The organism is Rhodococcus ruitaii (assembly GCF_055230935.1).
Genome location: NZ_JBUYWC010000025.1, coordinates 1 through 25,052 on the forward strand (window position 1 = coordinate 1; position 25,052 = coordinate 25,052).

The window sequence follows — 25,052 nt, forward strand, 5'->3', positions numbered from 1 at the left end:
GGATTATCCGTCGTGTGAGGCCATTGGCCTGTTGAAGATGGATTTTCTGGGTTTGCGCAATCTCACGGTCATTGGTGATGCGATCGACAATATCCGGGACAATCGGGGGATCGAACTCGACCTCGACACGCTGCCGCTCGAGGATCCAGCGACCTACGAACTACTCGCCCGAGGGGACACCCTCGGCGTGTTCCAGCTCGACGGCAGCGCGATGCGCGACCTGCTGCGTCGTATGCAGCCGACGGGATTCGAGGACATCGTCGCGGTGCTGGCGCTGTATCGGCCCGGCCCTATGGGCATGAACGCGCACAACGATTACGCCGACCGTAAGAACGACCGGCAAGAGGTCAAGCCGATCCATCCGGAACTCGAGGAGCCGCTCAAGGAGATCCTCGCGGATACGTACGGTCTGATCGTCTACCAGGAGCAGATCATGCAGATCGCTCAGAAGGTGGCCGGTTATTCCCTCGGTCGCGCAGACATCCTGCGTCGCGCGATGGGCAAGAAGAAGGCCGAGGTGCTCGCCGCCGAGTTCGAGGGTTTCGAAGCGGGCATGCTCGCCAACGGCTACGGCAAGGATGCGATCAAGGCGCTGTGGGACACCATTCTCCCGTTCGCCGGCTACGCGTTCAACAAGTCGCACGCTGCGGGCTACGGTCTCGTGTCGTTCTGGACGGCCTACCTCAAAGCGAACTATCCCGGCGAGTACATGGCCGGTCTGCTCACCTCGGTCGGTGACGACAAGGACAAGGCCGCCGTCTACCTGTCCGACTGCCGCAAGATGGGCATCACGGTGCTGCCGCCGGATGTCAACGAGTCGCACACCAACTTCACCTCGGTAGGTGAGGACATCCGATTCGGGCTCGGCGCCGTCCGCAACGTCGGTACCAACGTGGTGGCGTCGATCGCCAAGGCACGTGAAGAGAAGGGGCGGTACACCGACTTCTCCGACTACCTCGGCAAGATCGATACGGTCGCGTGTACCAAGAAAGTCACCGAATCGCTCATCAAGGCAGGAGGATTCGACTCACTCGAGCACCCGCGTAAGGGGCTCATGCTGGTGCATGCCGATGCCATCGACGCGGTGATGAGCACCAAGAAGGCCGAGGCCATCGGGCAGTTCGACCTCTTCGGTGGAGCCGACGCCGACGAATCCGTGACCGCGGTGTTCAACGTCAAAGTCCCCGACGAGGAATGGGACAGCAAGCATCTCCTTGCGCTCGAACGAGAAATGCTCGGTTTGTACGTCTCCGGCCACCCGCTCAACGGCGTCGAGCACGTGCTTGCCGCCCAGGCCGACACTCAGATCCCGGCGATTCTCGAGGGCGGCCTCAAAGACGGCGCTCAGGTCACGGTGGGCGGAATCCTCGCGTCCGTGAACCGCCGTATCAACAAGAACGGTCTCGCGTGGGCGTCGGCGCAGCTCGAGGACCTCACCGGCGGGATCGAGGTGCTTTTTTTCCCACAGTCGTACGCTGTGTACGGCATGGACGTCGTCGAGGACTCGGTGGTCCTCGTCAAGGCGCGCGTGTCGATCCGTGACGATCGGATCTCCCTGATCGCCAACGATCTCGCGGTACCGGATCTGTCCCAGGTAGGGGTGGCCAAGCCGGTGTCGGTAGCGATGCCGACCCGGTTGTGCACCCCCGACAAGGTCGGTGCGCTGAAGAATGTGCTCACCAGACATCCCGGTACTGCAGACGTCCACGTGCGGCTGATCACGGGCAGCAAAGTGCACCTGCTCAGGGTCGATGACAGTCTGCGTGTGGAGCCGTCGTCGGCGCTCATGGGCGACCTCAAGGCGTTGCTCGGCCCGGGTTGCCTCGCGACCTGAGCGCGCGATGACGCAAAGACGTCGGTGTGGTGTTTCCGACTGCCTATAGGGCGGTCGGAGACACCACGTTTTCTCGGCGAAGGCGACGGTAGTACAGCCCGCGTGTGAACCAGGTAACGGTCGCAGCACATGCAGATCCGAGCACTGCCACCTGAGGATCGGTGGTGACGACGAACAGAACCAGCAGTGTCAGGGCGCCGAGGGCAAGTGCCTCGAGCTTGTAGAGGGGCCACTCGGTACCGGCGATGTCGACACCGACCGTGCGAGGGGGCCTGTGGTTCGGTAGGTCGAGGATCGTCATCGATAGCGCCTCCGGTCGAGGAAAGTCTTCCTCGAGGGTACTCGCATCGAAGATTTCGGGTCAACGAACTTTTGATCCGGGGTGTGGCGGATCACGTCACGGTGTTCACTGGGTGCATGCCTCTCACCGGAGAATACGAACCCAGTCCGTCGAAGTGGGCCGCCGACCAGGTCGAGGCCTACGAGTCGTCGGGAGGAATCGAGGGCACCACCCTCAATGGGAAGCCCGTCGTCGTCCTCACCACCCGTGGCGCCAAGACCGGCAAGCTGCGAAAGACACCCTTGATGCGCGTCGAACACGATGGTGAGTACGCGGTTGTGGCCTCGCTCGGCGGCGCACCGAAACATCCCGTCTGGTACTACAACGTCACTGCGAACCCCCAGGTGGAACTGCGGGACGGCACCGAGGTTCACGACATGGTGGCACGCGAGGTGCACGGCGACGAGAAGACGCAGTGGTGGGACCGAGCGGTGGCTGCCTTCCCCGACTACGCCGACTACCAGACGAAGACCGATCGCCAGATCCCGGTCTTCGTCCTCGAACGGAAGTAGGTCGGCCGATGGCTGCGCGCACCGTCGCAGATCAGCTGGTCGGTCAGCTCGTCGATGCGGGTGTGCGGCGGATCTACGGGATCGTCGGCGACAGCTTGAACCCCGTCGTGGATGCCGTCCGCCGCACCGGCGGAACCGCATCCGGCGGCATCGACTGGATCCACGTGCGTCACGAGGAGGCTGCGGCATTCGCGGCCGCGGCGGACGCGCAGCTCACCGGGGAGCTGGCGGTGTGCGCAGGATCGTGCGGGCCGGGCAACCTGCATCTGATCAACGGACTCTACGACGCGCACCGATCCGGAGCCCCCGTACTGGCCATTGCCTCCCACATCCCGTCCACCCAGATCGGGTCCGGATACTTCCAGGAAACCCATCCTGATCGGCTGTTCGTCGAATGCTCCGGCTACGCCGAGCTGATCAGTGCCGCTGCGCAGGCTCCGCGAGTGCTGCACAGTGCCATGACGCACGCCCTCGCCGGACCGGGCGTCGCCGTCGTCACACTGCCCGGCGACATCGCAGCACTGCCCGCTGAGGGGCGTTCGCCGCGTCTCGTCCGCACCGGTGCCCCGACCGTCGTACCCGCCGATTCGGATGTCCGAGCCCTGGCCGAGGCTGTCGACGCCGCCGGCAAGATCGCAATCTTCGCCGGTGCGGGAGTTCGCGGCGCACGCGAGGAGCTACTGGATCTCGCCGATACCGTTGCCGCGCCGATCGGGCACAGCCTGCGTGGTAAGGAATGGATCCAGTACGACAACCCGTTCGACGTCGGGATGACGGGTCTGCTCGGCTACGGTGCCGCCCACGACGGTATGCACGGTGCCGACCTGCTGCTGCTCATCGGCACCGACTTTCCGTACGACCAATTCCTCCCCGACGTGCGCACCGCGCAGATCGATATCGACGCGGGCCGGCTCGGCCGTCGCACCGAGTTGGACCTCGCGGTGCACGGCGACACCGCCGCCACCCTGCGGGCGTTGAAGCCGTTGATCCGACGCAAGACCGATCAGAAGTTTCTCGAGCGCACCCTCGAGCGGCATCGTGGTCTGATGGACAAGGTGGTCGGCGCCTACACGACCCCCGTCAAGCAGCGGAAGCCGATTCATCCCGAGTACGTCGCGTCGATCCTCGACGATGTCGCGGCAGACGACGCCGTGTTCACTGCCGACACCGGCATGTGCAATGTGTGGTCCGCACGGTACCTCACCCCGAACGGGCGACGCCGCTTCCTGTCGTCGGCGCTGCACGGATCCATGGCCAACGCGCTGCCCCACGCGATCGGGGCCCAATTCGCAGCGCCCGGTCGGCAAGTGGTCTCGGTCAGCGGCGACGGCGGACTGTCGATGTTGCTCGGGGAACTGATCACCGTGGTCATGCATCGATTACCGGTCAAGATCGTCCTGTTCGACAATGCGACCCTGGGAATGGTCAAACTCGAGATGCTCGTCGACGGACTCGCCGACTTCGGGGTGGACGTCCCGGCGGTCGACTATGCGCGGGTAGCCGAGGCGCTCGGGTTCTTCGCGCGCCGAGTCGACGACCCGGCAGACGTGGAGCAGACGCTGCGGGACGCATTCGCGCATCCCGGCCCCGCACTGATCGACGTCGTGACCGACCCGCTTGCGCTCTCGCTCCCGCCGACCATCACCGGGGAGCAGGTGAAGGGATTCGCCCTGGCCATGTCGAGGCTCGTGATGAACGAGGGGGTGGGCGAAGCGGTGAAAATGGCGAAGTCGAACATTCGTAACCTGCCGAGACCTTCCCAGTTCCGGTCCTGACCGTGAGTGGAGGGGGCCGCGTGGGCGGTGTGAGCGGCAAGTGGCAGCATTGAACGGTGACCTCCACCTCGCGAACCGCCGAACCGACCGATACGATCGCCGTACCGACCGCGGCCGATATCGATATGGCGGCAGAGCGAATTGCGGAGGCGGTCTCGCCCACCCCGATCGACCTCAGCCCCCGGCTGTCGGCCTTGACCGGCGCGCAGGTCTACCTCAAGCGCGAGGACCTCACACGGGTACGTTCCTTCAAGCTGCGGGGCGCCTACAATGCGATGGCCCAGCTCGACGCCCGGGAGCGTGCCGCCGGCGTTGTGACGGCCAGTGCGGGAAACCACGCGCAAGGCGTTGCCTATGCCTGTCGGACGATGAGAATCGATGGCCGCATCTATGTACCCGCGCGCACCCCGAAACAGAAGCGTGACCGCATCGAAGTGCACGGAGGGGGATTCGTCGAACTGATCGCCGTAGGCGACACCTTCGACGCTGCTGCTGCTGCCGCTGCCGACGACGCGGAGCGCACCGGCGCGACCATGATCCCGCCGTTCGACGATGCCCGCACTGCCGCCGGACAAGGGACCATCGCCCGCGAGATCCTCGAGCAGATCCCGGGCGACCTGGATGTGCTCGTCGTACCGGTCGGTGGTGGTGGCCTGATTGCGGGCATCGCGGCCTACCTGCGTGAGCGCTCTCCGCAGACCGCGATCGTCGGTGTCGAACCCAAGGGTGCGGCGTCGATGACGGCCGCGCTCGTCGCCGGTGGCCCCGTGACTCTGCCCGAGGTGGAACCGTTCGTCGATGGTGCCGCCGTCAAGCGGATCGGCGACGTCCCGTATGCGGTGGTGTCGCAACTCGGCGCCGAGGTGGTCTCCCACTCGAGCCTGCCCCTTGTCGCGAGTCTGCGCGCGGAGGGCCTGGGCCACTCGCCTTTCGGCATGACCCAGGTCGACGAAGGCGCGATCTGCACGTCGATGCTCGAGCTCTACCAGAGCGAGGGCATCATCGCAGAACCCGCCGGTGCCCTGTCGGTCGCAGCTCTCGACGGCCTGTCGATCGAGCCGGGTGCGACGGTGGTGTGCCTGGTGTCCGGCGGAAACAACGATGTGTCCCGGTACGGGGAGATCATCGAGCGTTCTCTCGTACACCGGGGTCTCAAACACTACTTCCTCGTGAACTTCCCCCAGGAGCCCGGAGCGCTGCGACGGTTCCTCGACGAGGTACTCGGCCCCGATGACGACATCACGTTGTTCGAGTACGTCAAGCGCAACAACCGTGAAACGGGAGCCGCGTTGGTCGGTATCGAACTTGGTGCAGCGGAGGATCTTTCAGCACTCCTGCGTCGCATGGAGGCATCGCCACTCGAGGCGAGTCGACTCGAACCCGGATCACCGGCCTACCGCTACCTCACCTAGCTGATCGACATGGTCGGCCGGTCCGTCCCGGGTCTCACCACGGCATGCACACCAGCCAGGGGCCGAACCAGAAACAATTCGGGCGCCAGTGGTTTCCACGATTCCAGTCGTTGTGGTGTCCGCGATCCCTATCGTGATGGTTGCGGTCTTTGTTCCAGTTGTCGTGGTGCCCACCTCGATCGCGATCCCACCCACGGTCGTTGTGCCTGACGTCGACGACCCCCGGAGTGGAATCGGTCGCCGGGGCTGCGGTGGCCACGCCCATGGGGGTGAGGACAAGTGCAGCGGTGAGGAACGCGCTCGCCAGCACTTTCTTGGGTTCCATGATGATTCACCTCGAAAAGAGTTCGGCGGTATCGACGACGGTACTCGCGTTCTCGAGGCCGCATCAAGAGCGACGGTGTGCACAGAACGACAACGAATGTTGACCGCTCGGTCAAGCGGCCGTTCGGGATTCGACGATGACGAACGAGTGTCCGGGAACGAGCACCGCGGAGCGGGTGCGATTGACGACGGGATCGTCCCACCAGAGGATCGGGTGACCACCGACGGGAACGGTCACCGGTTCGTTGCCGAGATTGCACACCACGCGAATCGCGCCGCGATGCACCACAATCCAGCGTTCGTCCTCGTCGTAGGTCGTCTGGAGGTGTTCGAGCCACGGATCGGTGAGTTCGGGGCGGTTGCGTCGCAGCGCGAGCAGCTGCCGGTAGCATTCGAGTAGTCGAGCGTGGTCCGGCTCGATGCGCTCGTCCCAGCGAAGAGTGGACCGGCGGAACGTCTCTGCATCCTGGGGGTCCGGAACATCGTCGGCGCTCCAGCCGTGGTCACCGAACTCCCGTCGGCGTCCCCGGACGACGGCCGTGGCAAGTTCCGGTTCCGGGTGGGATGTGAAGTACTGGAACGGGGTACTCGCGCCCCACTCCTCGCCCATGAACAGCATCGGGGTATACGGCGAGGTCAGAACGAGTGCTGCCTTGACAGCGAGCTGGCCACGATCGAGGTAGCCGCCCGGACGGTCGCCGCGGGCCCGGTTGCCGACCTGGTCATGAGTGCACGTGTAGGCGAGCAAGGCACTGGCCGGTACCCTGCGCACATCGAGCGGGCGACCGTGCACGCGACCACGAAACGACGAGAAGGTGCCGGCGTGGAAGAATCCGTGCCCGAGGGTGTGTGCCAGGCACTCGAGTGAACCGAAATCGCCGTAGTAGCCTTGCCTTTCGCCGGACACTGCAGCGTGGATCGCATGATGGACGTCGTCGTCCCATTGCGCGTCGAGTCCGTATCCGCCCGCGGACCGGGGCGTGACCGTTCGGGGATCGTTCAGGTCGCTCTCGGCGATCAGGCTCAGGGGGCGACGGAGATGAGCGGACAGGCGCAGAGTTTCGACCGACAGCTCCTCGAGCACGTGCACCGCGGTGTGATCGGTCAGCGCGTGAGTGGCATCGAGGCGGAGTGCATCGACGTGGAACTCGCTGAACCAGCGGAGGGCATTGTCGACGATGTAGCGGCGCACCTCCCCGGACCCGGGACCGTCGAGATTGATGCGTTCACCCCATAGTCCCGGATTCCCGGCGAGGTAGGGGCCGAACCGTCCCAGGTAGTTTCCGGACGGGCCGAGGTGGTTGTAGACCACATCGAGTGCTACGGCGATGCCCCGGTCGTGGGCGGTGTCGACGAATCGTTGCAATGCGTCGGGACCGCCGTATGCCTCGTGAACCGCGTACCAGAGCACACCGTCGTAGCCCCATCCACGGGTTCCGTTGAATGCGTTGACGGGCATCAACTCGACGAAGTCGATGCCGAGAGCTGCGAGATCGTCGAGGCGCTCGATCGCGGAGTCGAGGGTGCCTCCCTCGGTGAACGTGCCGATGTGCAGTTCGTACAGCACACTTCCGGCAAGTTGGCGTCCGGTCCAGGCGTGGTCGGTCCAGCGGTCGGGGTCGATCCGGTGCAACTGCGACAGTTCGTGGACGCCGTCCGGTTGGCGTGGGGAGCGGGGATCGGGCAGAACGGTGTCATCGTCATCGAATACGTAGCCGTAGCGGGACCCGGGGGAGGCCTCGACCTCGGCGCGCCACCACCCGTCGTTCTCCCGGTGCATCGGATGGAGTTCGCCGTCGGCATGGAGGCGGACGGACGAGGGAGTCGGAGCCCAGACCTCGAAGGTGTGCACGTGGCCCAGCATGCACTGTTCGCGCGTCGCGCGCAGCACATTTTCGGTGCACCGATGCTGCAGTCGATGCTGTTAGGCTGGCGTGGATGTCCGCAGACAGAAGAACGTACCGGTCGCCGTTGCGGGACGAAGCTGCGCGTCGCACCCGCATCACGATCAGAGACGCAGCCGCGACACTGTTCGAGCGGAACGGGTATGTGAGTACCACCGTCAAACAGATCGCCGACGAAGCGGGCGTCGCAGTGCGGACGGTCTTCACCGCATTCCCCGACGGCAAGGCCCAGTTGTTCCGCGAAGCCCTCGACGTCGCGGTCGCCGCCGACGAACCCGCCGCCACCGGAACGCCCCTGGCCCGGTCACCGCGTGCGCTCGGCGCCGCAGCCGCAGTCGTCGACCAGGTGGTGGAGTACGGCGCGGCGATGCTCGAGCGGGCCGGTGGCCTGCTGATCACCTCGATCGAGTCGTCGGGCGCCGACCCGGACATGAAACGATTCGCAGACGACGACGCTCGCGCCACCGCCGAGAATGCGCGAACTCTCGCGGAAGGTCTGTACCGCAGCGGATGGCTCCGCGCCGATGTCACCGTCGACCACGCCGCGGACGTGCTCTACACCCTCAGCTCCCCGCAGGTACATGCGTTGCTGCGCCGCGATTGCGAATGGGACGTCGACCGGTATCGAACCTGGCTCGCCGACACCCTCCGGACGACGCTGCTGCGCTGATGCCCGTAGTGCTGAGACCCGTAGTGCTGAGACCTGTAGTGCTGAGATCCCCGCGCGACTATCGTTGGCCCGCCGCGTCGAGATACAGCCATGCGCCGTCCTCCCGGATGAATCGGCTGTGCTCGTGCACGGTGTCGGCGCTCCCGCGCTCGATGTAGTGCGCGCGGAACTCGACCGTGCCCTCGGTGTGCAGGAACCCGCCGCCCGTGGTCCGCAGGACGTCGAGACCGGTCCAGCTGATTTCTGGGTCCACATCGAGCGTTGCCGGCCTGGCAGTCGGATGCCAGGTCCGTAGCAGGTAGGCGGTGTCGCCGAGCGTGAATGCCGTGTACCGCGACCGCATGAGTTCTTCAGGTGTCGTGGCGACGCCACCATCGAGAAGCCGTCCGCAGCAGTCGGAGAATCGGAGTCCGCGCCCACACGGGCACGGCGTGTCGGCAGTGGGCTTCCGGTCGCGATGTCGGCTCATCGGACCATTGTCGCCGACCGTGGAGGCGCGCCGCGACGTGTCCTTGCCGAACACACCGCGCGGGCGCAGGATTGACCTGTGTGCAGGAGACTTCGGTGAGCGACGCGCTCGACCCGCGCTTGGTCTATCTCGACGAACACGGACACCAGCACTACGTGGTGCTGACGTCGGCGACCCCACGGGTGACGGTCGGCCGAGCGCCGGAATCCGATGTGGCGTTCTCGGGCGACGAGGAGGTGTCGCGCCTGCACGCCGTGGTCGAGTGGCTCGGCACCCATTGGACGATCCTCGATGACGGGCTGTCGCGCAACGGAACCTTCGTCAACGGCGAGCGGATCGCCGGCCGCCGCCGGTTGCGCGAGGGCGACAGCATTCGCATCGGTTCGCACCGGCTGCGATTCCAGGAGGTCGGAGCGGAACACGACGAGGCGACCCGGATGGCCGCAGAGCTACCCACGGTGCACTCGTTGACCGACACCCAGCGCGGGGTGCTGCGTGCGCTGTGCCGCCCGTACAAGCACGGTGTCGCCTTCGCGTCGCCGGCATCCAACCAGACCATCGCCTCCGAGCTCTATCTCAGCGTCGACGCCGTGAAAACCCATCTGCGGACACTGTTCGCGAAGTTCGGAGTCGAGGACCTACCGCAGAACCGCAAACGGGTGCGCCTCGCCGAACTTGCGATGCACACCGGTGTGGTCAGCGAACGCGAGCTGTGACGCCGAAGGCGGTGCCCCCGTGACGCCGAAGGCGATGCCCCCTCTGGGATCCGACGGTTCACCACGCCGGGGTGACGCGCTCGGCCAGGCACCGGAGGGCAGCGGCCACTGCGGCGGGGTGCTCGACGGTGACCGAATGACCGGCACCCGCGACGCACACGAGCTCCGAGTGGGGTAGCCGCGAGGCCACACCGGCAGAGAGTTCGAACGGTGTCCACTCGTCGCGGGATCCGCACAACACCAGCGAGGGAAGGTCGGCCAGCACGGCGAGGGCGTCGGCCTCGTCCAGTACCGCAAAGCTGCGGAGGAAGCCTGCCATCGTGACAACCGATGTGTCGCTGCACAGTAACGTGAGGAGCGTGACCAGCCAGGCTCCCGGACGCGGTGCGGCGCCGCGACGATGTAGCGCACCGGCCACGGGCAGGCCTACTCGGCCACCCCACCGCGCCACCCGCTGCGTGATGCGGGGTGCCCGGGACACAGCCCGGCGGAACAACCCCACCGCCGGGCTGTGCAGGTACCGCCCGAGCCCGGAATGTGCGAGATCGTCGGCTGCGGTGGAGATCAACGCGACCCCCGCGACACGAGTGCCGATGTCGGTCGGATGTTGACGCGCGTACGACAGGATTGCCATGCCGCCCATCGAATGACCCACCAGGACGACGGCGCCGGAGGTGGCGGCATCGAGCACCGCGCCTAGATCCCGCCCGAGCTGATCGAGGGTGTACGTCTCGGCGGGTGCTCCACCCGACCGGCCATGACCACGGTGATCGAAGAACACCATGCGTACCGGCCGGTCCAGCGTGAGGAGCAGCGCCTGACGGAGCCGAGACCAGGTGCCGGTGTCGTGGCAGTGTCCGTGTACGAACACGAACGTCATTTCCGCCGTGTCGGGGCCGGTCTCGGTGACGGCGAGGGATACCCCGTCGTCGGCATATACGGTGGTGTGCCGTAGGCGCGTCGAGTGGTGGGTAGCGAACATGTATCGAGGGTCCGCGCCGGAGCGGGGCGGTACGAGATCCCCTGACGGTGGAACCCGAAAACCGGGGATGGCCACCCCTCCACCCTTGGGGTGGTGGACAATCCCGGTATGCATTCGCAGCGCTATGTCGGGGTCGTCGGACCGGGGGAGGCGACACCCGAGCAACGGCGGGTTGCTCGCCAGGTCGGTGGTCTGCTTGCCGGTCGCAGGGCAGTCGTCGTCACGGGCGGTCTCGGTGGGGTCATGGCCGCCGCGTCACGGGGAGCAATCGAAGCGGGCGGAACCACGCTCGGGCTGCTTCCCGGCGATGACCGGGTGGCAGGCAATCCGTACTTGACGGTGGCGATCCCGACCGGCCTGGGGGAGATGCGCAATGCCCTGCTTGTGCGCAGCAGCGACGCGCTCGTCGTGGTCGGCGGGAGCTGGGGAACGATGAGCGAGGTCGCGTTGGCAGTACGCACCGGCGTCCCGGTCGTGTCGATCGGGGGCTGGAGGATGCCCGCCGGTGGAGTGCTCGACGTCGAATCGCCGGAGGAAGCGGTCGAATGCCTGCACGCGTTGCTCTGGCGCAAGGACGCCTGATCCTGACGTACCGCACGAGTCGTTCCACAGCAGACAGGCATCTACGCCCCTGAAAAGACAAGTTCTCTTGACATCTGATGTCAAGAATGCTTGTCTTCTCAGGGTGGCGAGCACTGTGAGGGACAACCGGGTCCGCGAATTTCGTAAGCGGGCGAGGCTCACTCAGGCCGAACTCGGCGCGCAAGTAGGCGTCAGTCGACAGAGCATCGTGTCGACTGAGAAGGGCGACTATGCGCCCAGCGTCTACCTCGCATTGCGGCTCGCGCGGAGTCTTGGCTCCACCGTCGAAGAATTGTTCCCCCTGACCGAGGAGGGTCGGTAATGGCCGTGTTCATGAAAGCTGCTCGCTTCATCGGCGATCTGGACGACGAGTTCTATCATGACGAACGGCAGCGCGATGTGTGGAATGAAGCATCGGCAGTGGGATTCCAACTCGCCCAATGGTCCGCCCTCGTCGGTGCAGCCCTTCTGCCCTGGATCGCTGGACGGATCGGTGCGCAGATCTCGATCGGCGTTCTCGCCGTGTGGTTCGTCATCTCGATGGTGACAATTGCGTATGCACGCGCCGCACATGTCGATCTGTACTCGACTGCGAAGACGTGGCGCCCACGGGTCATCCTGGCCGGTGTCGCCTACCTCGCCGGCATCGTCGGCATCTACGCCCAACTGGCCACTCCCGTCGATCAGGATGCCTCGACGTGGGCGGGATTGATCGTCGGCGGGCTCATCGGTGGAGGCGCCGCGATAGCCGGCGTCGTGTGGTATCAACGCCGCGAGCGTCGTCGCAGGGAAGACGAGGATGCTCGTGATCTGGCGGATCTCTAGGCGATCGTAGCCGGCGGTCCGAGCCGGCTCAGCGCAGCGACCGGAAACTCCGTGAGCAGTCCGTCGAGACGGACCTGCCCCGAGGCCGTCCGTCCCGTCAGCCGGTCGACCCAGTCTCCCGGGGGGAGAACAAGAACCGTATCGGCCCAACCGTCCGCGCCCAGCGCGACCGTGTGTCGCGACGCCACCGCCACGACATCGACCTCGTCGACATGCGGGCCCCGACCGTACGCGAGCGCATGATGTGCCGCCGGTCCGGCCGCTCGCATCGGCACGTAGGCGCCACCGACGAAACTGGCCGGCCGCTCGCGACGCAGGTGCAATGCGGCGCGGACCACCGCGAACTTCGCCGGCACCTCGGCGGCACGCACGAGTCGTCGCCGTACCGCGTAGTCGACGGGTCGGCGGTTGTCGGGGTCGACGAGCGAGTCGTCCCACAGTTCGGTGCCCTGATAGACGTCCGGGATACCCGGGCCGAGAAGCTGGAGAAGCTTCTGGCCCAGCGCATCCGATGAGAAGTGTGGTTCGAGGCCGGCAACGAACTCGGACATCCCTGCAGCGCACGGGCCGTCGCACACGGCGTCGAGCCAGGTCAGGACAGAACCTTCGAACTCGGCGTCCACGTCGGTCCACGATGTCCGGGTGCCGTTTTCCCGCACCGCCTTCCGGACATACTCACGCAGGCGACTTCGCAGTGCGCCGGTGACGGCGCCGTCGACCGGCCACACTCCGAACAGCGTCTGCCAAAGGAACGCCCCGACCGCCGGATCGGGACTCGGCGCCGCCATCTCCCACTCCGTCACGCAGTCGGCCCACAGCCGCGACACCTGCGACAGCACTCCGATGCGCGCGCGGACATCCTCGCTGCGCTTGGTGTCGTGCGTGGACAAGGTGGTCATCGTCCGTGGCCACGAGCGCGCACGCTCCGCCCACGCCAGGTGGAACTCACTCGGATCGAGGCCGAAGCGTCCGGGATTCCCGCCGACCTCCTGCAGGGAGATCAGGCGTGCCGCGCGATAGAACAGACAGTCCTCCACCGCTTTCGCGGTCGCGGCGCCGCACACCTGCCCGAACCGCGCGACGGTCTCGGAGTCCGTGGCCAGCGCCCGTACCACCACCGCGAGAGCAGGCGCCAGCGCTGGTTCGCTGCGCCGCACCTGACCGACGATGCGCGGCAGCATCGTGCTCAGCGGCGCGTAGTCGGCTCGGTACACCGGTATCTGCGTGACGATCGCGACTACTGCGTCGCGCACCGCAGCGTCGGTGAGTGCAGGATCGGTGTCCATGGTCTTGTCGGTCGAGTGCCGAATGGTGCGTACGAGCCGCCGAATCTCCGCCGCGAGACCCGTCTCGAGCACCTGCCGTCCGAGCAGATGTTCCTGCGCGTGCAGCCATTCCGCGTCGCCGTCGGCGCCGGTGAATCGGCGTGAGAGCGCGGTCAGCTCGTCCTCGCCACGCGGATCGAGGAACACCGCGGAAAGTTCGTTGAGGGTGTCGTAGCCGGTGGTTCCGTCCACGGGAAGCGTCGCGTCGAGCGGTTCGCCGTCGGCAAGGACCTTCTCCACCACGAGCCACCGGCCGGGGCCGACCAGATCGCGCAGTTGCCGGAGATAGTGAGAAGGATCGGCCAGACCGTCGGGATGGTCGACTCGAATGCCGTCGACCAGATCGTCCGTGATCCACGACGCGACCTGGGCATGCGCCGCATCGAACACGTGAGGATCCTCCACCCGGACGGCCGCAAGGTCGTTGACGGTGAAGAACCTCCGGTACCCGATCAGGCCCGAATCCCACGGCACCAGCCGATACGTCTGCCGATCGTGGATCTCGGCCGCAGCACCGGAATCGGTGCCCGGTGCGATGGGAAACCGCTTGTCGTAGTAGGCGATCATCGGCTCTACGTCGGATCGGTCGACCGTCAACTCGCCCGAATCGTCGCCCGAAGCCAGGACGGGAAGCGCAATCTTTCCGTTCGCGCCGTTGTCGGCCGCGGTATCGAAGTCGAAGAAGTCCGCGTACCCGGACTCGCGGCCGCGGCGAAGGGCATCCCACCACCACGGATTCTGCCGTGGATCGGCGACCCCGACATGATTGGGGACGATGTCGACGATCAATCCCATCCCGCGTGCGCGTGCGGCATCGGCCAATGCTTCCAGCCCGGAACGACCGCCGAGCCCGGCCGAGACCGTGCGCGGGTCCGCCACGTCGTATCCGTGCGTGGACCCGGCCATCGCGGTGAGCACGGGCGACAGGTACAGATGAGAGATGCCGAGTGCGTCGAGGTAGTCGACCAGATCCACTGCATCGGCGAAGGTGAATGCATCGGGGCGCATCTGCAGTCGGTAGGTCGCTGTCACGGCGACGGGATCCACCGCACCGGAATCCGTCGGGGCCGCGTTCATGCCGTCTTCCTCAGCACGAGTACCGAGCGGGCCTGCACGGTCACCGACTCTCCGGCCGAGACCATGTTCGGATCGCATCGACCGTCCGCGATGGAGGTGTCGAGGGTGAGCATCCATTCCTGAGCGTGCGGACCGTCCGGGGTGACGAAGTCGATCGATTCGTCATGGGCGTTGAAGCACAGAAGGAATGAGTCGTCGACGACCCGCTGACCGCGCTGATCGGGTTCGGGGATGCCCTCGCCGTTGAGGAGCACCGACAATGACCTACCGAATCCGCTGTCCCAGTCTTCCGGTGTCATCTCGTCACCGCGCGGGGTGAGCCAGGCGATGTCGCGGGATTGATCCCCGCTGCGGATCGGGCGACCTTCGAAGAACCGACGACGCCGGAACACCGGATGTTCGGTGCGCAACGCGATGACGTTGCGCGTGAACTCCAGCAGATCCGCATTCGTCTCGGCGAGTGTCCAGTCCATCCAGGACAATTCGTTGTCCTGGCAGTACACGTTGTTGTTTCCGCTCTGGGTGCGGCCGAGTTCGTCGCCGTGCGTGATCATCGGGGTACCCTGCGACAGCAGCAACGTCGCGAGGATGTTGCGCTGCTGCCGTGCCCGTAGAGCGAGGATGTCGGGGTCGTCGGTCGATCCTTCCACGCCGCAGTTCCACGAGCGGTTGTGCGACTCACCGTCGCGGTTGTCTTCGCCGTTCGCCTCGTTGTGTTTCTCGTTGTAGGACACGAGATCCGCGAGTGTGAATCCGTCGTGCGCGGTGACGAAGTTGATCGACGCGCTCGGTCGTCGTCCGGTGTCCTCGTAGAGATCGGAGGAACCGGTGAGGCGCGACGCGAATTCGCCGAGTGTGGCGGGCTCACCGCGCCAGTAGTCGCGGACCGTGTCGCGATACTTGCCGTTCCACTCGGTCCACAACCCGGGGAAATTGCCGACCTGATAGCCGCCTTCGCCGACGTCCCACGGTTCGGCGATGAGCTTGACCTGCGAGACCACCGGATCCTGCTGGACCAGATCGAAGAATGCGGACAGCCGGTCGACGTCGTGCAGTTCGCGGGCGAGGGTCGATGCGAGATCGAACCGGAATCCGTCGACGTGCATTTCGGTGACCCAGTACCGGAGGGAGTCCATGATCAGCTGGAGCGTGTGGGGGTTCCGTGCATTGAGACTGTTGCCGGTGCCCGTGTAGTCCATGTAGTGGGCCTTGTCGTCGTCGACCAGCCGGTAGTAGGCGGCATTGTCGATCCCTCGGAACGAGATGGTCGGGCCGAGATGGTTGCCTTCGGCGGTGTGGTTGTAGACGACGTCGAGGATGACCTCGATCCCCGCTTCGTGGAACGCGCGCACCATCGCCTTGAACTCGGAGACCACCCCGCTCGGTTTCGACGCCGACGAGTACGCCGCGTGCGGAGCGAAGAACCCGACCGTGTTGTAACCCCAGTAATTGCTGAGCCCTTGATCTCGCAGCGTCTGGTCGTGCATGAACTGATGTACCGGCATCAGTTCGATTGCAGTGACCCCGAGCAGCAGCAGGTGCTCGAGGACTGCCGGATGCGCGAGGCCGGCGTAGGTGCCGCGCAGGTAGTCGGGTACATCGGGGTGGGTGGCGGTCATGCCTTTGACGTGGGCTTCGTAAAGGACCGTCTGGTGGTAGGGGCGCCGCGGGTGGCGGTCGGATGCCCAGTCGAAGAACGGGTTGATCACCACGGTGGTCATCGTGTGCCCGAGCGAATCGAGCTGCGGGAGCGCGTCGCGCAACTCCTGCTCGTGTCCACTGTCCTCGGGCTCGTCTGTCGCCGTCACGTCGTCGGGGCGAGGGGACGGATTCGCCGACATGTCGGGCGGGGATGCCGGTTCGGAGTCGGCAGCACGGTCGCGGCTGCCGGTATCCGGATCGGGTAGCGCGTACGAGTGCAACGATGGGTCGCCGTCGAAACCACCGTCGAACGCCTTGCCGTAGGGGTCGAGAAGCAACTTGCTCGGGTCGCACCGGTGTCCTTCGGCCGGGTCGAACGGGCCGTACACGCGGTATCCGTAGCGCTGACCCGGTGAGACCGTCGGGAGGTACGCGTGCCACACGTGTCCGTCCACCTCGTCTAGCGCGACCCGTGTCTCGTGTCCGTCGCGGTCGATCAGGCACAGTTCCACCTTCTCCGCTACCTCCGAGAACAAGGAGAAGTTGGTGCCGGCGCCGTCGTAGGTGGCCCCCAGCGGGTAGGGATTGCCGGGCCACACGGGAAGGGGCTCTGCCGTATCCCTGGTCGTGCTGCTGTCGCTGGGCTCCATGGAAGATCAGCGTAACGGCACAGGATGCGGCTCTCTCGCCGGAGCGAGCCCCCTCACCACCATCCGGTCGCGGGACCGAGTTGGCGACCCAGCGCGGGGATGAGTGTCCGTACGTAGCTTGTCGTGAGGTGGTCGGCGTCACGATAGATGAGCACATTGCCCTCCACGACGCGGCACACGTCGCCGCGGCACAGCGAATCGCTCAGGTCTATCAGGCTCACTGAGGGTAGGTGCTCGGACGCAGCCACCGCCGGATCCACAGGGTCCAAGGCCGCGGCGCGCTCGACACCGCACGACACCGCCGTACCACCTGATGCCAGGCAGTCCGGCGCGTTGTACGCGACCTCGTTCTCGATGAGCCACGGATTGTCGCGGATCGCGACCACCGGGATGCCGTAGTCGGCGAGTGTCTCCCACAACTCGACATACCAGAACGGCGTGAAGTCGCCCGGACCCTCACCCGGGTCTTTCGTTCTGGTGGAGGTGGTGAACAGCACGTCGGGCGGATACGCCGCGAGTTCGACCAAGACCTTCGTCGACCAGCTGTCACACTCGACGGTCGGCGACTCGTCGGTCAGCGGCGCGGCGGGATCGGACAATGGGCACCCGACCTTGAGGTAGGTGTCGACGCGGAAGCCGTGCTCGCGGCCGAGCGCATCGAGTGCCGCGATCCAGTGCTCGGAGTGCGAACCACCTGCGAGCACCAACCGACGCGTCGACATCGGGTCGCCGTAGATGCAGGTCAGCGGCTCGCGGTTGGTGTGCTCCGCAATGCAACCGTCGAGGAACGCCGGCGGGAGGTCGTCGGCGGCCACGAGCAGCGGAGGATACACGGGCTGGGGCTCGACCTCGGGCAGCTCGAACGCGGCTGCGCCCGGGTAGAGATCTGCGGCAGGCAGGGCCGAGTGGGAGAAGTTGCCGACCGTGCGATCGACGTGGGCGATCCATGCCGTGGAGACTGCGACGAGCGTCACACCGACCACGGCAATGCCTGCGACGAGGGTGGTGCGCCATCGCCCCGGGGTGGACCGTCGGATCGGGGTCTCGATGAACCGGGTGGTGGCCTCGGCGAGTACGAGCGAGATACCGATCACGAGGAAGCCGCCGGCGATTCCCGCGGAAGGGTGTTCCCACAGAAGCAGGTAGCCGATGAGCACGGGCCAGTGCCACAGGTACAGCGCGTACGCAATCGATCCCAGTCGGATCAGCGGTGGCGACGACAGGAATCGTGCCGTGGGGGTATCGGGACCGGAGGTGCCGGTGGTGGCTCCGGCGACGACCAGTGTCATCGCGGCTCCCACCGGGACCAGTGCCCACGGACCGGGGAAGAGCGTTCCACCGTCGAGCGCGAACCCGCACATGAGGAGAACTGCCAGGCCCGCGATACCCAGTGCTACCCGTACGGGCCGCGGGACCCGCAGCCACGGTAGGACGCACATCAGTACCGCGCCGAGCGTCAGCTCCCACACCCGGGCCGCGCTGTCGTAGTACAGCCACGACTGCGGCTCGGGGGAGAACGAGGCGTACGCCAGTGATGCGAGGGTGATGAGGACGAGCAGCACGGTCAGCGGTACACGGACGGGGATATGTACCCGACGCAGCAGCCATGCCGTGGCGAAGACCACGATCAGTGCTGCGAGATAGAACTGCCCCTGTACTGCGATCGACCACAGGTGTTGGAGAGGGCTGACCATGGGATCGGCGGCGAGATAGTCGCTCTCGGTCCGTGCCAGCTCCCAGTTCTGCACGAACAGCAGAGACGCGCGTGTCTGTTCGGCCACCCGATTCCACCCGGGGAACGGGAGCAGGATCAACGCGGCGATCGTCGTGCCCGCGAGGACGAGGACGAGCGGCGCGATCAGACGTCGTCCGACGCGTTTGAGTACCGGAACGGGATCGAGTGGTGCACCGGATTCCGCGACCCGGAGCAAGGAGCCGACGAAGAAGAAGCCCGACAGGGCGAGGAACACATCGACACCGCCGGACACCCGTCCGAACCACACGTGGAAGACCACCACCAAGGCGATGGCGAGTCCGCGGACTCCGTCGAGATCGGCGCGATAGCCGGGGCGGGCCGACGCCGGGACTGCAGCGGTGCTTACGGCTGAATGCGACGTATGGACGGACATGAAGCTGGCGATACCCCTGGTGCGTGCGTTCGGGCTCGGCGGCCGGCATCCGTCGAGCTGGTCGTGTGAGCAAGCTTCACGTGACCTAGGCAGACTACGGGGTGGCGCTCGGTGATCACCAACCGCTTACAGTCGATGCGTGTCATCCACCATGTCTTCCGCTGCCCGTATCGCGTCTCTCGACGCAGCGCACCTGTGGCATCCGTACGGTGCGTTCCCTCCGTCCACCGAACCGCTCGTAGTCGACCGTGCTCATGGTACGCGGCTCGTGTTGGCCGACGGACGTGAGCTCGTCGACGGCATGAGCTCCTGGTGGGCGGCGGTGCACGGCTATCGGAATCCGGTGCTCGACCGCGCCGTCACCGAGCAACTGTCCAGGATGAGCCACGTGATGTTCGGTGGGCTCACCCACGCGCCCGCGGCGCGTCTGGCGGAACTGCTGGTGGAGATCACGCCCGATGGGCTCGACAAGGTGTTCCTCGCCGACTCGGGCTCGGTCTCGGTCGAAGTCGCAATCAAGATCGCGTTGCAGTATCAGCGCGCAGTCGGGAAACCACAGCGGCACCGCCTGCTCACGTGGCGCGGCGGCTACCACGGCGACACTTTCGCACCGATGAGCGTGTGCGACCCCGACGGCGGGATGCATTCGATGTGGACGGACGTGCTCGCGCAGCAGGTCTTCGCCCCCGCGCCCCCGGCCGAGTTCGACGCGACCTATCTGGAGACCTTCGAAGAGATCCTCGCCCAGCACACCGACGAGCTCGCCGCAGTGATCATCGAGCCGGTCGTGCAGGGCGCCGGCGGTATGCGCTTCCACGATCCCGCCTACCTACCCGAACTGCGCCGCATGTGCGACGAGCACGGTCTGCTGCTCATCTTCGACGAGATCGCCACCGGATTCGGCCGCACCGGGGAACTGTTCGCGGCTGATCACGCGGGTGTGGCACCGGACATCATGTGCGTCGGCAAGGCACTCACCGGCGGGTATCTGACCCTTGCTGCGGTCCTGTGCACGTCGGCGATCGCCGAGAGCATCAGTGCGGGCGAGGGTGGCGGTGTGATGCACGGCCCGACGTTCATGGGCAACCCACTCGCGTGCGCTGTGGCCGTCGCATCCACCGAATTGTTGCTCTCGCGTGACTGGCGCGGCGAAGTCGCCGCGCTTACCTCAGGGCTCGAAGGCGGCCTCGCGCCGGCACGGCATCTTCCCGGGGTTGTCGACGTCCGGGTTCTCGGGGGCATCGGCGTACTGGAACTCGCGGAGCCCGTGGACATGCGTGCTGCGACCGACGCGGCGGTCGGTGCCGGGGTGTGGCTGCGGCCGTTCCGCAACCTCATCTACGCGATGCCACCGTATGTGTGTACAGCCGACGACGTCGCCTCGATCACCGACGGGATGGTTGCGGCGGCTCGGTCGCAGAGCTGATCGCACCCACCGACGCGAGCTGGACGGTCAGCCACCGCCGGTAGTCGTCGTCGGACCAGCCGCACCTGACGGCGAAATGGCGGTAGGCCGCCGAGTCGGTGATGAAGGCGAGCACATCCGCGACCTTTGCTGTGTGCCGGCCTCCGGCGAGACCGCGCGCGACGAACCATTCGACGGCCACCTCGAGTTCCGAGCGACGTTGCCGCTCCAGTTCGCCGAGGCGCTGAGCCACGGTGTCGTCGATCGCCGCCGCGGTGTGCGAGACCTCCCACAGTCCTGCGGACCTCGCGTGCGCCGCGGTCAGGAACGCGGCCGCTGCGTCGAGTGCGTGGGCGGTGTCCGGTTCCGCGAACGCGGATCTCAGATCGGAGGTGTCGAGTACGGAGTCATCACCAGTGAACTCGCGCATCACGACGTCGAGGAGCAGTGCCCCCTTCGTGCCTACGGCGTGCACCGTCGGCGCGGCGACACCGGCGTGTGCGGCGATGTCGGCGACGGTCGTGGCTACGAAACCGTGTGCGAGGAACTGCTCGCGTGCGGCATCGAGGATGCGATTTCGGGTGTCGGCGGCTCGTGCGGAGCGGCGGGTCGAATCGTAGGGGCGTGGCATGCGACCTCCTTTGGATATAGTCGACTATATCCAAAGGAGGACGAGATGGCCCGCTACCTGCTGTGTGCCACACCCGCCGGGGGACACGTGCACCCCGTACTGGACGCCGCATCGGGTCTGCGGGATCGCGGCCACGACGTCACTGTGCTCACCGGTTCCCGATTCCGGGCAGCCGTCGAATCCGCCGGCATCGCCTTCCGGCCGCTCGGCGGCGAAGCGGACATCGACGACCGCGACCCGGATTCCTTTTTGCCCGACCGCCACCGGCTCCGCGGCCTCGGGCTCGCCCGGTACCAATTGCTCCGGATGTTCGTCGCACCGATCCCGGCGCAGGCACGGAACGTCGCGGACTCGATTGCGGAGACCGGCGCAGACGCCGTGATCGTCGACTCGATGTTCCTCGGCGCGCTTCCGGTGCTCGGCGACACTGACCGACCGCCCGTCGCCGCGCTGGGGGTCTCCCCGGTGTCGATCCCGGGTCCTGACGTGCCGCCGTACAATTCGGGGCTCCTGCCGATGTCCGGCAGCGTCGGCCGGGTGCGTAACCGGGCGTTGAACACAGCGATGCGTCTCGCGTTCGGTTCGCTCGACCGGGAAGCCGACCGCCTTGTGCAATCGGTGGGCGGACGCGATCTCGGCGGCGGATTGTTCGGCGTCGCGCGGCACTACGACCGGTATCTGCAGCTCGGACCCGCCGAGTTCGAGTACCCGCGTCGCGACCTGCCGTCGAACTTCCGGTATGTCGGGGCGCTCGGTCTCGATGGCGAGGTGCCTCCGGCCGGCTTACCGGGCTGGTGGCCCGACCTGGACGGCCATCGCGTCGTGCATGTGACACAGGGAACCGCCGCGAACGCCGATCCCACCACGCTGCTCCGCCCGACAATCGATGCGCTCGCCGATTCGGATCTGCTCGTCGTGGTCGGTACCGGTGGTGAACCGGTCGAGCACCTGGGGACGCTGCCGTCGAATGTGCGCGCCGCCGAGTTCGTTCCGCACGGTGCGCTGTTCCCTCATGTCGACGCGTTCGTCACGAACGGTGGGTACGGCGCCGTGACCAAGGCGCTCGGTCACGGTGTCCCGCTCGTCGTCGCCCCCGGCGGCGAGGACAAACGCGAGGTCGCCGCACACGTCCGCTACTTCGGTGCTGGGATCGACCTGCGGCGGGAGCGCCCCACCCCGGCCCAGATCGCAGATTCCGTCCATCGGGTCCTGGACGAGCCCACATACGCGGAGACCGCGCGCACCCTCGCCCAGGCGTGCACGCGCTATCGGCCTCACGACACGATCGCCGCCGAGCTGGAGGCGGCGATCGCCGGTAGAGACGCGTAGACGCCCGACGTGTGGCTACTTGAACGCTGTTCAAGTAGGGTGTTGTTCCATGCCCGTACTCCCCAGTCTGTCCTGGCTCGACGATGCCGCCGAGGCGCGCCGGGTAGCGGGCCTGCATCGCACCCTGCTCCCGCGCACGTCCGTATCCCGCCTCGTCGACCTGGCGTCCAACGACTATCTCGGCCTGGTCCGGCATCCCGACGTCCTCGCCGGTGCCACCGCCGCACTGCGCCGGTGGGGCGCGGGCTCGACCGGTTCACGGCTCGTCACCGGGACCACCGCCGAACACGAACTGCTCGAACGTGAACTCGCCGAATTCGTCGGCGCCGAAGCGGGGCTCGTCTTCGCCAGTGGCTACGCGGCGAACCTGGGCGCGGTCACCGCGCTCGGAGGCCCCGACACCTTGATCGTCTCCGACGCGGGTTGTCACGCCTCGCTCGTCGATGCGTGCCGGTTGTCGCGGTCGAGGGTGCACGTCGCGCCACACGGCGACGTCGACCTCGTCGAGGAGGTTCTTGCCGCGCGCGCCGAGTCGCGTGCTCTCGTTCTCACCGACTCGGTATTCAGCGCCGACGGTGATCTCGCCCCGCTGCGAGCGCTGCATCGGGTGTGCCGCGCGCACGGTGCGTTGTTGCTCGTCGACGAGGCTCACGGAGTGGGGGTGCGCGGTGTAGGGGGTCGCGGACTCGTCCACGAGGTGGGCCTCGCCGGCCAGCCCGATGTCGTCGTCACCGCGACACTGTCCAAATCCCTCGCTGCGCAGGGCGGCATCGTGCTCGCCGATGCCCGCGTGCGGGAACACCTCATCGACACCGCGCGCACCTTCATCTTCGACACAGGTCTCGCGCCCGCCGCAGTCGGCGCCGCCCGCAGTGCACTGCGCATCCTCCGTGAGCAGCCGGAGCGTGCCACCGCGGTACTGGAGCGCGCCGCCGACCTCGCCCGCATCTCCGGCGTCGACACACCGGAATCTGCGGTGGTGTCGGTCATTCTGGGCGACCCGATGGTCGCGGTCGGTGCCTCCGCGGCATGCCGCGACCGTGGCCTGCACGTCGGTTGCTTCCGCCCGCCGTCCGTTCCCGCGGGCACGTCCCGGCTGCGCCTGACCGCTCGTGCGAACCTGGACGCCGACGATCTGGAACTGATCGAGTCGGTGCTCGGCGACGTCCTCGCGGAGGCTCGGGTATGAGCATTCTCTGTGTCACCGGCACCTCGACCGACGTCGGCAAGACCGTGATGACCGCGGCGGTCGCGGCGGTCGCGGCAGCAGCCGGTCTTCGCGTCGCGGTGTGCAAACCCGCGCAGAGCGGCGTCGCCGACGACGAACCCGGCGACCTCGCCGAGATCACGCGGCTCGCCGGCCCGGGCATCGACACCCTCGAACTTGCCCGCTATCCGGAACCACTGGCGCCGGACACCGCGGCGCGCCGCAGTGGACGGCCGTTGCTGCACCTCGCCGAGGTCGTCGATGCGATCCGCGCCCTCGCCGCGACCCACGACCTGACCCTCGTCGAGGGCGCCGGCGGAATTCTCGTGCGGATCGGCGCTGACGGCCTTACCCTCGGCGACGTCGCCGCGGCGCTAGGCGCGCCCACGGTGGTGGTGGCCGGACCGGATCTGGGCACCCTGAACCACAGTGCGTTGACGGTCGGGGCGCTGCGCTCGGCGGGAGTCGACTGTGTCGGGATCGTCATCGGATCCTGGCCCGAGCAACCGGATCTCGCGCAGCGGTGCAACCTCGAGGACCTTCCTGCAGTGACCGGTGTCCCGCTGCTCGGGCGAATCCCGGCAGGCAGCGGCACGCTCGATGCGGCCGCGTTCACGGCGGGTGCCGGGCAGTGGCTGGATGTCGCCGCGGCGCGGTGCCGGTGACCGGCACGCGGAATCTCCGGTTCACAGCCCGGGGCTGACCGTCGTACGTGGCACACCCACGCGCTCGGCGGACGACCTATTGTGGTCGTCGTACCGTGGCATGGATGGGGGACACGTTGACAGAAAACGTATTCGAACTGGAATCGATTATTCCCGCCGCCGCCGACGAGGTGTGGCGTCGGGTGGTGACACCGGCGGGAATCAACGATGAAATGCGGCCGTGGATGACGATGAGCATTCCCCGTGGGGCCGGCGACATCACCATCGACACCGTCACGGTCGGGGAACCGATCGGTAGGTCTTGGCTGCGGCTGTTCGGGCTCGTCCCGTTCGACTTCGACTTCCTGACCATCGCTGAACTGGATCCGGGCCGACGATTCCACGAAGTGTCCACCATGCTCAGCATGCGCCGCTGGGAACACGAGCGAACCGTGACCGCGGTCGACGACGGCACTCTCGTTCACGACCGCATCACCTTCGTGCCGCGCCTGCCCGTCCCCGGAGTTGCGGCTGTCCTCGGGTTCGTCCTGCGGGCGTTCTTCCGGCACCGGCACCGCAGGTTGCATCGGTATTTCCTGGTCGGCGTGTAGGTCGGCGCTGCATTCGTTCTCGTGACACTCGGTGGCCGACGGGCGATGCGCACCGACG

General features: G+C 66.6%; 23 protein-coding genes. 14 read left to right on the forward strand and 9 right to left on the reverse strand.

Annotated elements, in window-relative coordinates; translation table 11 throughout:
* The coding region (dnaE, locus tag ACZI8W_RS24885) for a DNA polymerase III subunit alpha (protein WP_463371208.1) at positions 1-1,834 on the forward strand (1,834 nt) is incomplete at its 5' end.
* Between the two features lie 43 nt (positions 1,835-1,877).
* Here the strand turns inward: dnaE and ACZI8W_RS24890 are convergent.
* The gene (locus tag ACZI8W_RS24890; RefSeq protein WP_463371209.1) at positions 1,878-2,135 is read right to left on the reverse strand and encodes a hypothetical protein; all 258 of its coding nucleotides are present in this window, start codon (positions 2,133-2,135) and stop codon (positions 1,878-1,880) included.
* 116 nt (positions 2,136-2,251) lie between these two features.
* Between ACZI8W_RS24890 and ACZI8W_RS24895 the strand changes: the two genes are divergently transcribed.
* The 3 genes from ACZI8W_RS24895 to ilvA are packed head-to-tail and all read left to right on the forward strand — an operon-like array spanning position 2,252 to position 5,873.
* Positions 2,252-2,686 carry a nitroreductase family deazaflavin-dependent oxidoreductase gene (locus ACZI8W_RS24895; protein ID WP_463371210.1) on the forward strand — a complete coding sequence of 145 codons (435 nt, stop codon included), beginning with the start codon at positions 2,252-2,254 and terminating at the stop codon, positions 2,684-2,686.
* 8 nt (positions 2,687-2,694) lie between these two features.
* Positions 2,695-4,461, forward strand: a complete 1,767-nt coding sequence (locus ACZI8W_RS24900; RefSeq protein WP_463371211.1) for a pyruvate dehydrogenase — start codon at positions 2,695-2,697, stop codon at positions 4,459-4,461.
* Positions 4,462-4,517: 56 nt separating this feature from the next.
* Positions 4,518-5,873 (forward strand): threonine ammonia-lyase IlvA, encoded by a 1,356-nt coding sequence (gene ilvA / locus ACZI8W_RS24905; RefSeq protein ID WP_463371212.1) that lies wholly within the window; start codon positions 4,518-4,520, stop codon positions 5,871-5,873.
* 34 nt (positions 5,874-5,907) lie between these two features.
* Here the strand turns inward: ilvA and ACZI8W_RS24910 are convergent, their stop codons facing one another.
* The gene (locus tag ACZI8W_RS24910) at positions 5,908-6,198 is read right to left on the reverse strand and encodes a hypothetical protein (protein ID WP_463371213.1); all 291 of its coding nucleotides are present in this window, start codon (positions 6,196-6,198) and stop codon (positions 5,908-5,910) included.
* Positions 6,199-6,309: 111 nt separating this feature from the next.
* A complete protein-coding gene (treZ, locus tag ACZI8W_RS24915) occupies positions 6,310-8,049 on the reverse strand; it encodes a malto-oligosyltrehalose trehalohydrolase (protein WP_463371214.1) in 1,740 nt (579 codons plus the stop codon).
* Between the two features lie 86 nt (positions 8,050-8,135).
* Here treZ and ACZI8W_RS24920 point away from each other — a divergent pair, with 86 nt between their 5' ends.
* Positions 8,136-8,771, forward strand: coding sequence for a TetR/AcrR family transcriptional regulator (locus tag ACZI8W_RS24920; protein WP_463371215.1), 636 nt, complete (start codon positions 8,136-8,138; stop codon positions 8,769-8,771).
* 58 nt (positions 8,772-8,829) lie between these two features.
* Here ACZI8W_RS24920 and ACZI8W_RS24925 read toward each other — a convergent pair whose 3' ends face one another.
* Positions 8,830-9,240, reverse strand: coding sequence for a YchJ family protein (locus ACZI8W_RS24925; protein WP_463371216.1), 411 nt, complete (start codon positions 9,238-9,240; stop codon positions 8,830-8,832).
* 95 nt (positions 9,241-9,335) lie between these two features.
* Between ACZI8W_RS24925 and ACZI8W_RS24930 the strand changes: the two genes are divergently transcribed.
* Positions 9,336-9,956: an FHA domain-containing protein gene (locus tag ACZI8W_RS24930; RefSeq protein WP_463371217.1), complete on the forward strand. Its 621-nt coding sequence runs from the start codon at positions 9,336-9,338 to the stop codon at positions 9,954-9,956.
* A gap of 58 nt (positions 9,957-10,014) precedes the next feature.
* Here ACZI8W_RS24930 and ACZI8W_RS24935 read toward each other — a convergent pair whose 3' ends face one another.
* On the reverse strand, positions 10,015-10,938 hold the full coding sequence (locus ACZI8W_RS24935; protein ID WP_463371218.1) for an alpha/beta fold hydrolase: 924 nt from the start codon (positions 10,936-10,938) through the stop codon (positions 10,015-10,017).
* Between the two features lie 90 nt (positions 10,939-11,028).
* Here ACZI8W_RS24935 and ACZI8W_RS24940 point away from each other — a divergent pair, with 90 nt between their 5' ends.
* From ACZI8W_RS24940 to ACZI8W_RS24950, 3 genes are all read left to right on the forward strand, one after another.
* Positions 11,029-11,520, forward strand: a complete 492-nt coding sequence (locus ACZI8W_RS24940; protein ID WP_463371219.1) for a TIGR00725 family protein — start codon at positions 11,029-11,031, stop codon at positions 11,518-11,520.
* Between the two features lie 115 nt (positions 11,521-11,635).
* Positions 11,636-11,842, forward strand: coding sequence for a helix-turn-helix transcriptional regulator (locus ACZI8W_RS24945; RefSeq protein ID WP_463371220.1), 207 nt, complete (start codon positions 11,636-11,638; stop codon positions 11,840-11,842).
* Positions 11,842-12,345, forward strand: a complete 504-nt coding sequence (locus tag ACZI8W_RS24950; RefSeq protein WP_463371221.1) for a DUF2029 domain-containing protein — start codon at positions 11,842-11,844, stop codon at positions 12,343-12,345. The genes ACZI8W_RS24945 and ACZI8W_RS24950 overlap by 1 nt, the downstream gene beginning before the upstream one ends.
* Here ACZI8W_RS24950 and treY read toward each other — a convergent pair.
* Genes treY through ACZI8W_RS24965 form a run of 3 tightly spaced genes read right to left on the reverse strand, consistent with a single transcriptional unit; the run spans position 12,342 to position 19,167 of the window.
* A complete protein-coding gene (gene treY, locus ACZI8W_RS24955) occupies positions 12,342-14,747 on the reverse strand; it encodes a malto-oligosyltrehalose synthase (RefSeq protein WP_463371222.1) in 2,406 nt (801 codons plus the stop codon). The two genes, ACZI8W_RS24950 and treY, sit on opposite strands and share 4 nt — an antisense overlap.
* Positions 14,744-17,038: a glycogen debranching protein GlgX gene (gene glgX / locus ACZI8W_RS24960; protein WP_463371223.1), complete on the reverse strand. Its 2,295-nt coding sequence runs from the start codon at positions 17,036-17,038 to the stop codon at positions 14,744-14,746. The genes treY and glgX overlap by 4 nt, the downstream gene beginning before the upstream one ends.
* Positions 17,039-17,091: 53 nt before the next feature.
* Complete coding sequence (locus ACZI8W_RS24965) at positions 17,092-19,167, reverse strand: acyltransferase family protein (protein ID WP_463371224.1); 2,076 nt, start codon at positions 19,165-19,167, stop codon at positions 17,092-17,094.
* A gap of 151 nt (positions 19,168-19,318) precedes the next feature.
* Here ACZI8W_RS24965 and ACZI8W_RS24970 point away from each other — a divergent pair, with 151 nt between their 5' ends.
* Positions 19,319-20,593, forward strand: a complete 1,275-nt coding sequence (locus ACZI8W_RS24970) for an adenosylmethionine--8-amino-7-oxononanoate transaminase (protein ID WP_463371252.1) — start codon at positions 19,319-19,321, stop codon at positions 20,591-20,593.
* Here the strand turns inward: ACZI8W_RS24970 and ACZI8W_RS24975 are convergent.
* Positions 20,553-21,203 carry a TetR/AcrR family transcriptional regulator gene (locus ACZI8W_RS24975; protein ID WP_463371225.1) on the reverse strand — a complete coding sequence of 217 codons (651 nt, stop codon included), beginning with the start codon at positions 21,201-21,203 and terminating at the stop codon, positions 20,553-20,555. The genes ACZI8W_RS24970 and ACZI8W_RS24975 overlap by 41 nt on opposite strands.
* A gap of 45 nt (positions 21,204-21,248) precedes the next feature.
* Here ACZI8W_RS24975 and ACZI8W_RS24980 point away from each other — a divergent pair, with 45 nt between their 5' ends.
* From ACZI8W_RS24980 to ACZI8W_RS24995, 4 genes are all read left to right on the forward strand, one after another.
* Positions 21,249-22,532 (forward strand): glycosyltransferase, encoded by a 1,284-nt coding sequence (locus tag ACZI8W_RS24980; RefSeq protein ID WP_463371226.1) that lies wholly within the window; start codon positions 21,249-21,251, stop codon positions 22,530-22,532.
* Positions 22,533-22,581: 49 nt separating this feature from the next.
* On the forward strand, positions 22,582-23,721 hold the full coding sequence (locus ACZI8W_RS24985; protein WP_463371227.1) for an 8-amino-7-oxononanoate synthase: 1,140 nt from the start codon (positions 22,582-22,584) through the stop codon (positions 23,719-23,721).
* The gene (gene bioD, locus ACZI8W_RS24990) at positions 23,718-24,404 is read left to right on the forward strand and encodes a dethiobiotin synthase (RefSeq protein ID WP_463371228.1); all 687 of its coding nucleotides are present in this window, start codon (positions 23,718-23,720) and stop codon (positions 24,402-24,404) included. Before ACZI8W_RS24985 ends, bioD begins: the two co-directional genes overlap by 4 nt.
* 104 nt (positions 24,405-24,508) lie before the next feature.
* The gene (locus ACZI8W_RS24995; RefSeq protein WP_463371229.1) at positions 24,509-24,994 is read left to right on the forward strand and encodes a hypothetical protein; all 486 of its coding nucleotides are present in this window, start codon (positions 24,509-24,511) and stop codon (positions 24,992-24,994) included.
* The last annotated feature ends 58 nt before the right edge of the window (positions 24,995-25,052 follow it).

What these genes read in the sequence shown, in the direction of transcription:
- ACZI8W_RS24980 (WP_463371226.1), top strand. Translation starts at nt 21,249, where the DNA reads ATGGCCCGCTACCTGCTGTGTGCCACACCCGCCGGGGGACACGTGCAC.
- ACZI8W_RS24910 (WP_463371213.1), bottom strand. Translation starts at nt 6,198, where the DNA reads ATGGAACCCAAGAAAGTGCTGGCGAGCGCGTTCCTCACCGCTGCACTT.
- bioD (WP_463371228.1), top strand. Translation starts at nt 23,718, where the DNA reads ATGAGCATTCTCTGTGTCACCGGCACCTCGACCGACGTCGGCAAGACC.
- ACZI8W_RS24985 (WP_463371227.1), top strand. Translation starts at nt 22,582, where the DNA reads ATGCCCGTACTCCCCAGTCTGTCCTGGCTCGACGATGCCGCCGAGGCG.
- ACZI8W_RS24920 (WP_463371215.1), top strand. Translation starts at nt 8,136, where the DNA reads ATGTCCGCAGACAGAAGAACGTACCGGTCGCCGTTGCGGGACGAAGCT.
- ACZI8W_RS24995 (WP_463371229.1), top strand. Translation starts at nt 24,509, where the DNA reads ATGGGGGACACGTTGACAGAAAACGTATTCGAACTGGAATCGATTATT.
- ACZI8W_RS24965 (WP_463371224.1), bottom strand. Translation starts at nt 19,167, where the DNA reads ATGTCCGTCCATACGTCGCATTCAGCCGTAAGCACCGCTGCAGTCCCG.
- ACZI8W_RS24900 (WP_463371211.1), top strand. Translation starts at nt 2,695, where the DNA reads ATGGCTGCGCGCACCGTCGCAGATCAGCTGGTCGGTCAGCTCGTCGAT.
- glgX (WP_463371223.1), bottom strand. Translation starts at nt 17,038, where the DNA reads ATGGAGCCCAGCGACAGCAGCACGACCAGGGATACGGCAGAGCCCCTT.
- ACZI8W_RS24890 (WP_463371209.1), bottom strand. Translation starts at nt 2,135, where the DNA reads ATGACGATCCTCGACCTACCGAACCACAGGCCCCCTCGCACGGTCGGT.
- treY (WP_463371222.1), bottom strand. Translation starts at nt 14,747, where the DNA reads ATGAACGCGGCCCCGACGGATTCCGGTGCGGTGGATCCCGTCGCCGTG.
- ACZI8W_RS24950 (WP_463371221.1), top strand. Translation starts at nt 11,842, where the DNA reads ATGGCCGTGTTCATGAAAGCTGCTCGCTTCATCGGCGATCTGGACGAC.
- ACZI8W_RS24975 (WP_463371225.1), bottom strand. Translation starts at nt 21,203, where the DNA reads ATGCCACGCCCCTACGATTCGACCCGCCGCTCCGCACGAGCCGCCGAC.
- ACZI8W_RS24895 (WP_463371210.1), top strand. Translation starts at nt 2,252, where the DNA reads ATGCCTCTCACCGGAGAATACGAACCCAGTCCGTCGAAGTGGGCCGCC.
- ACZI8W_RS24970 (WP_463371252.1), top strand. Translation starts at nt 19,319, where the DNA reads ATGTCTTCCGCTGCCCGTATCGCGTCTCTCGACGCAGCGCACCTGTGG.
- ACZI8W_RS24925 (WP_463371216.1), bottom strand. Translation starts at nt 9,240, where the DNA reads ATGAGCCGACATCGCGACCGGAAGCCCACTGCCGACACGCCGTGCCCG.
- ACZI8W_RS24935 (WP_463371218.1), bottom strand. Translation starts at nt 10,938, where the DNA reads ATGTTCGCTACCCACCACTCGACGCGCCTACGGCACACCACCGTATAT.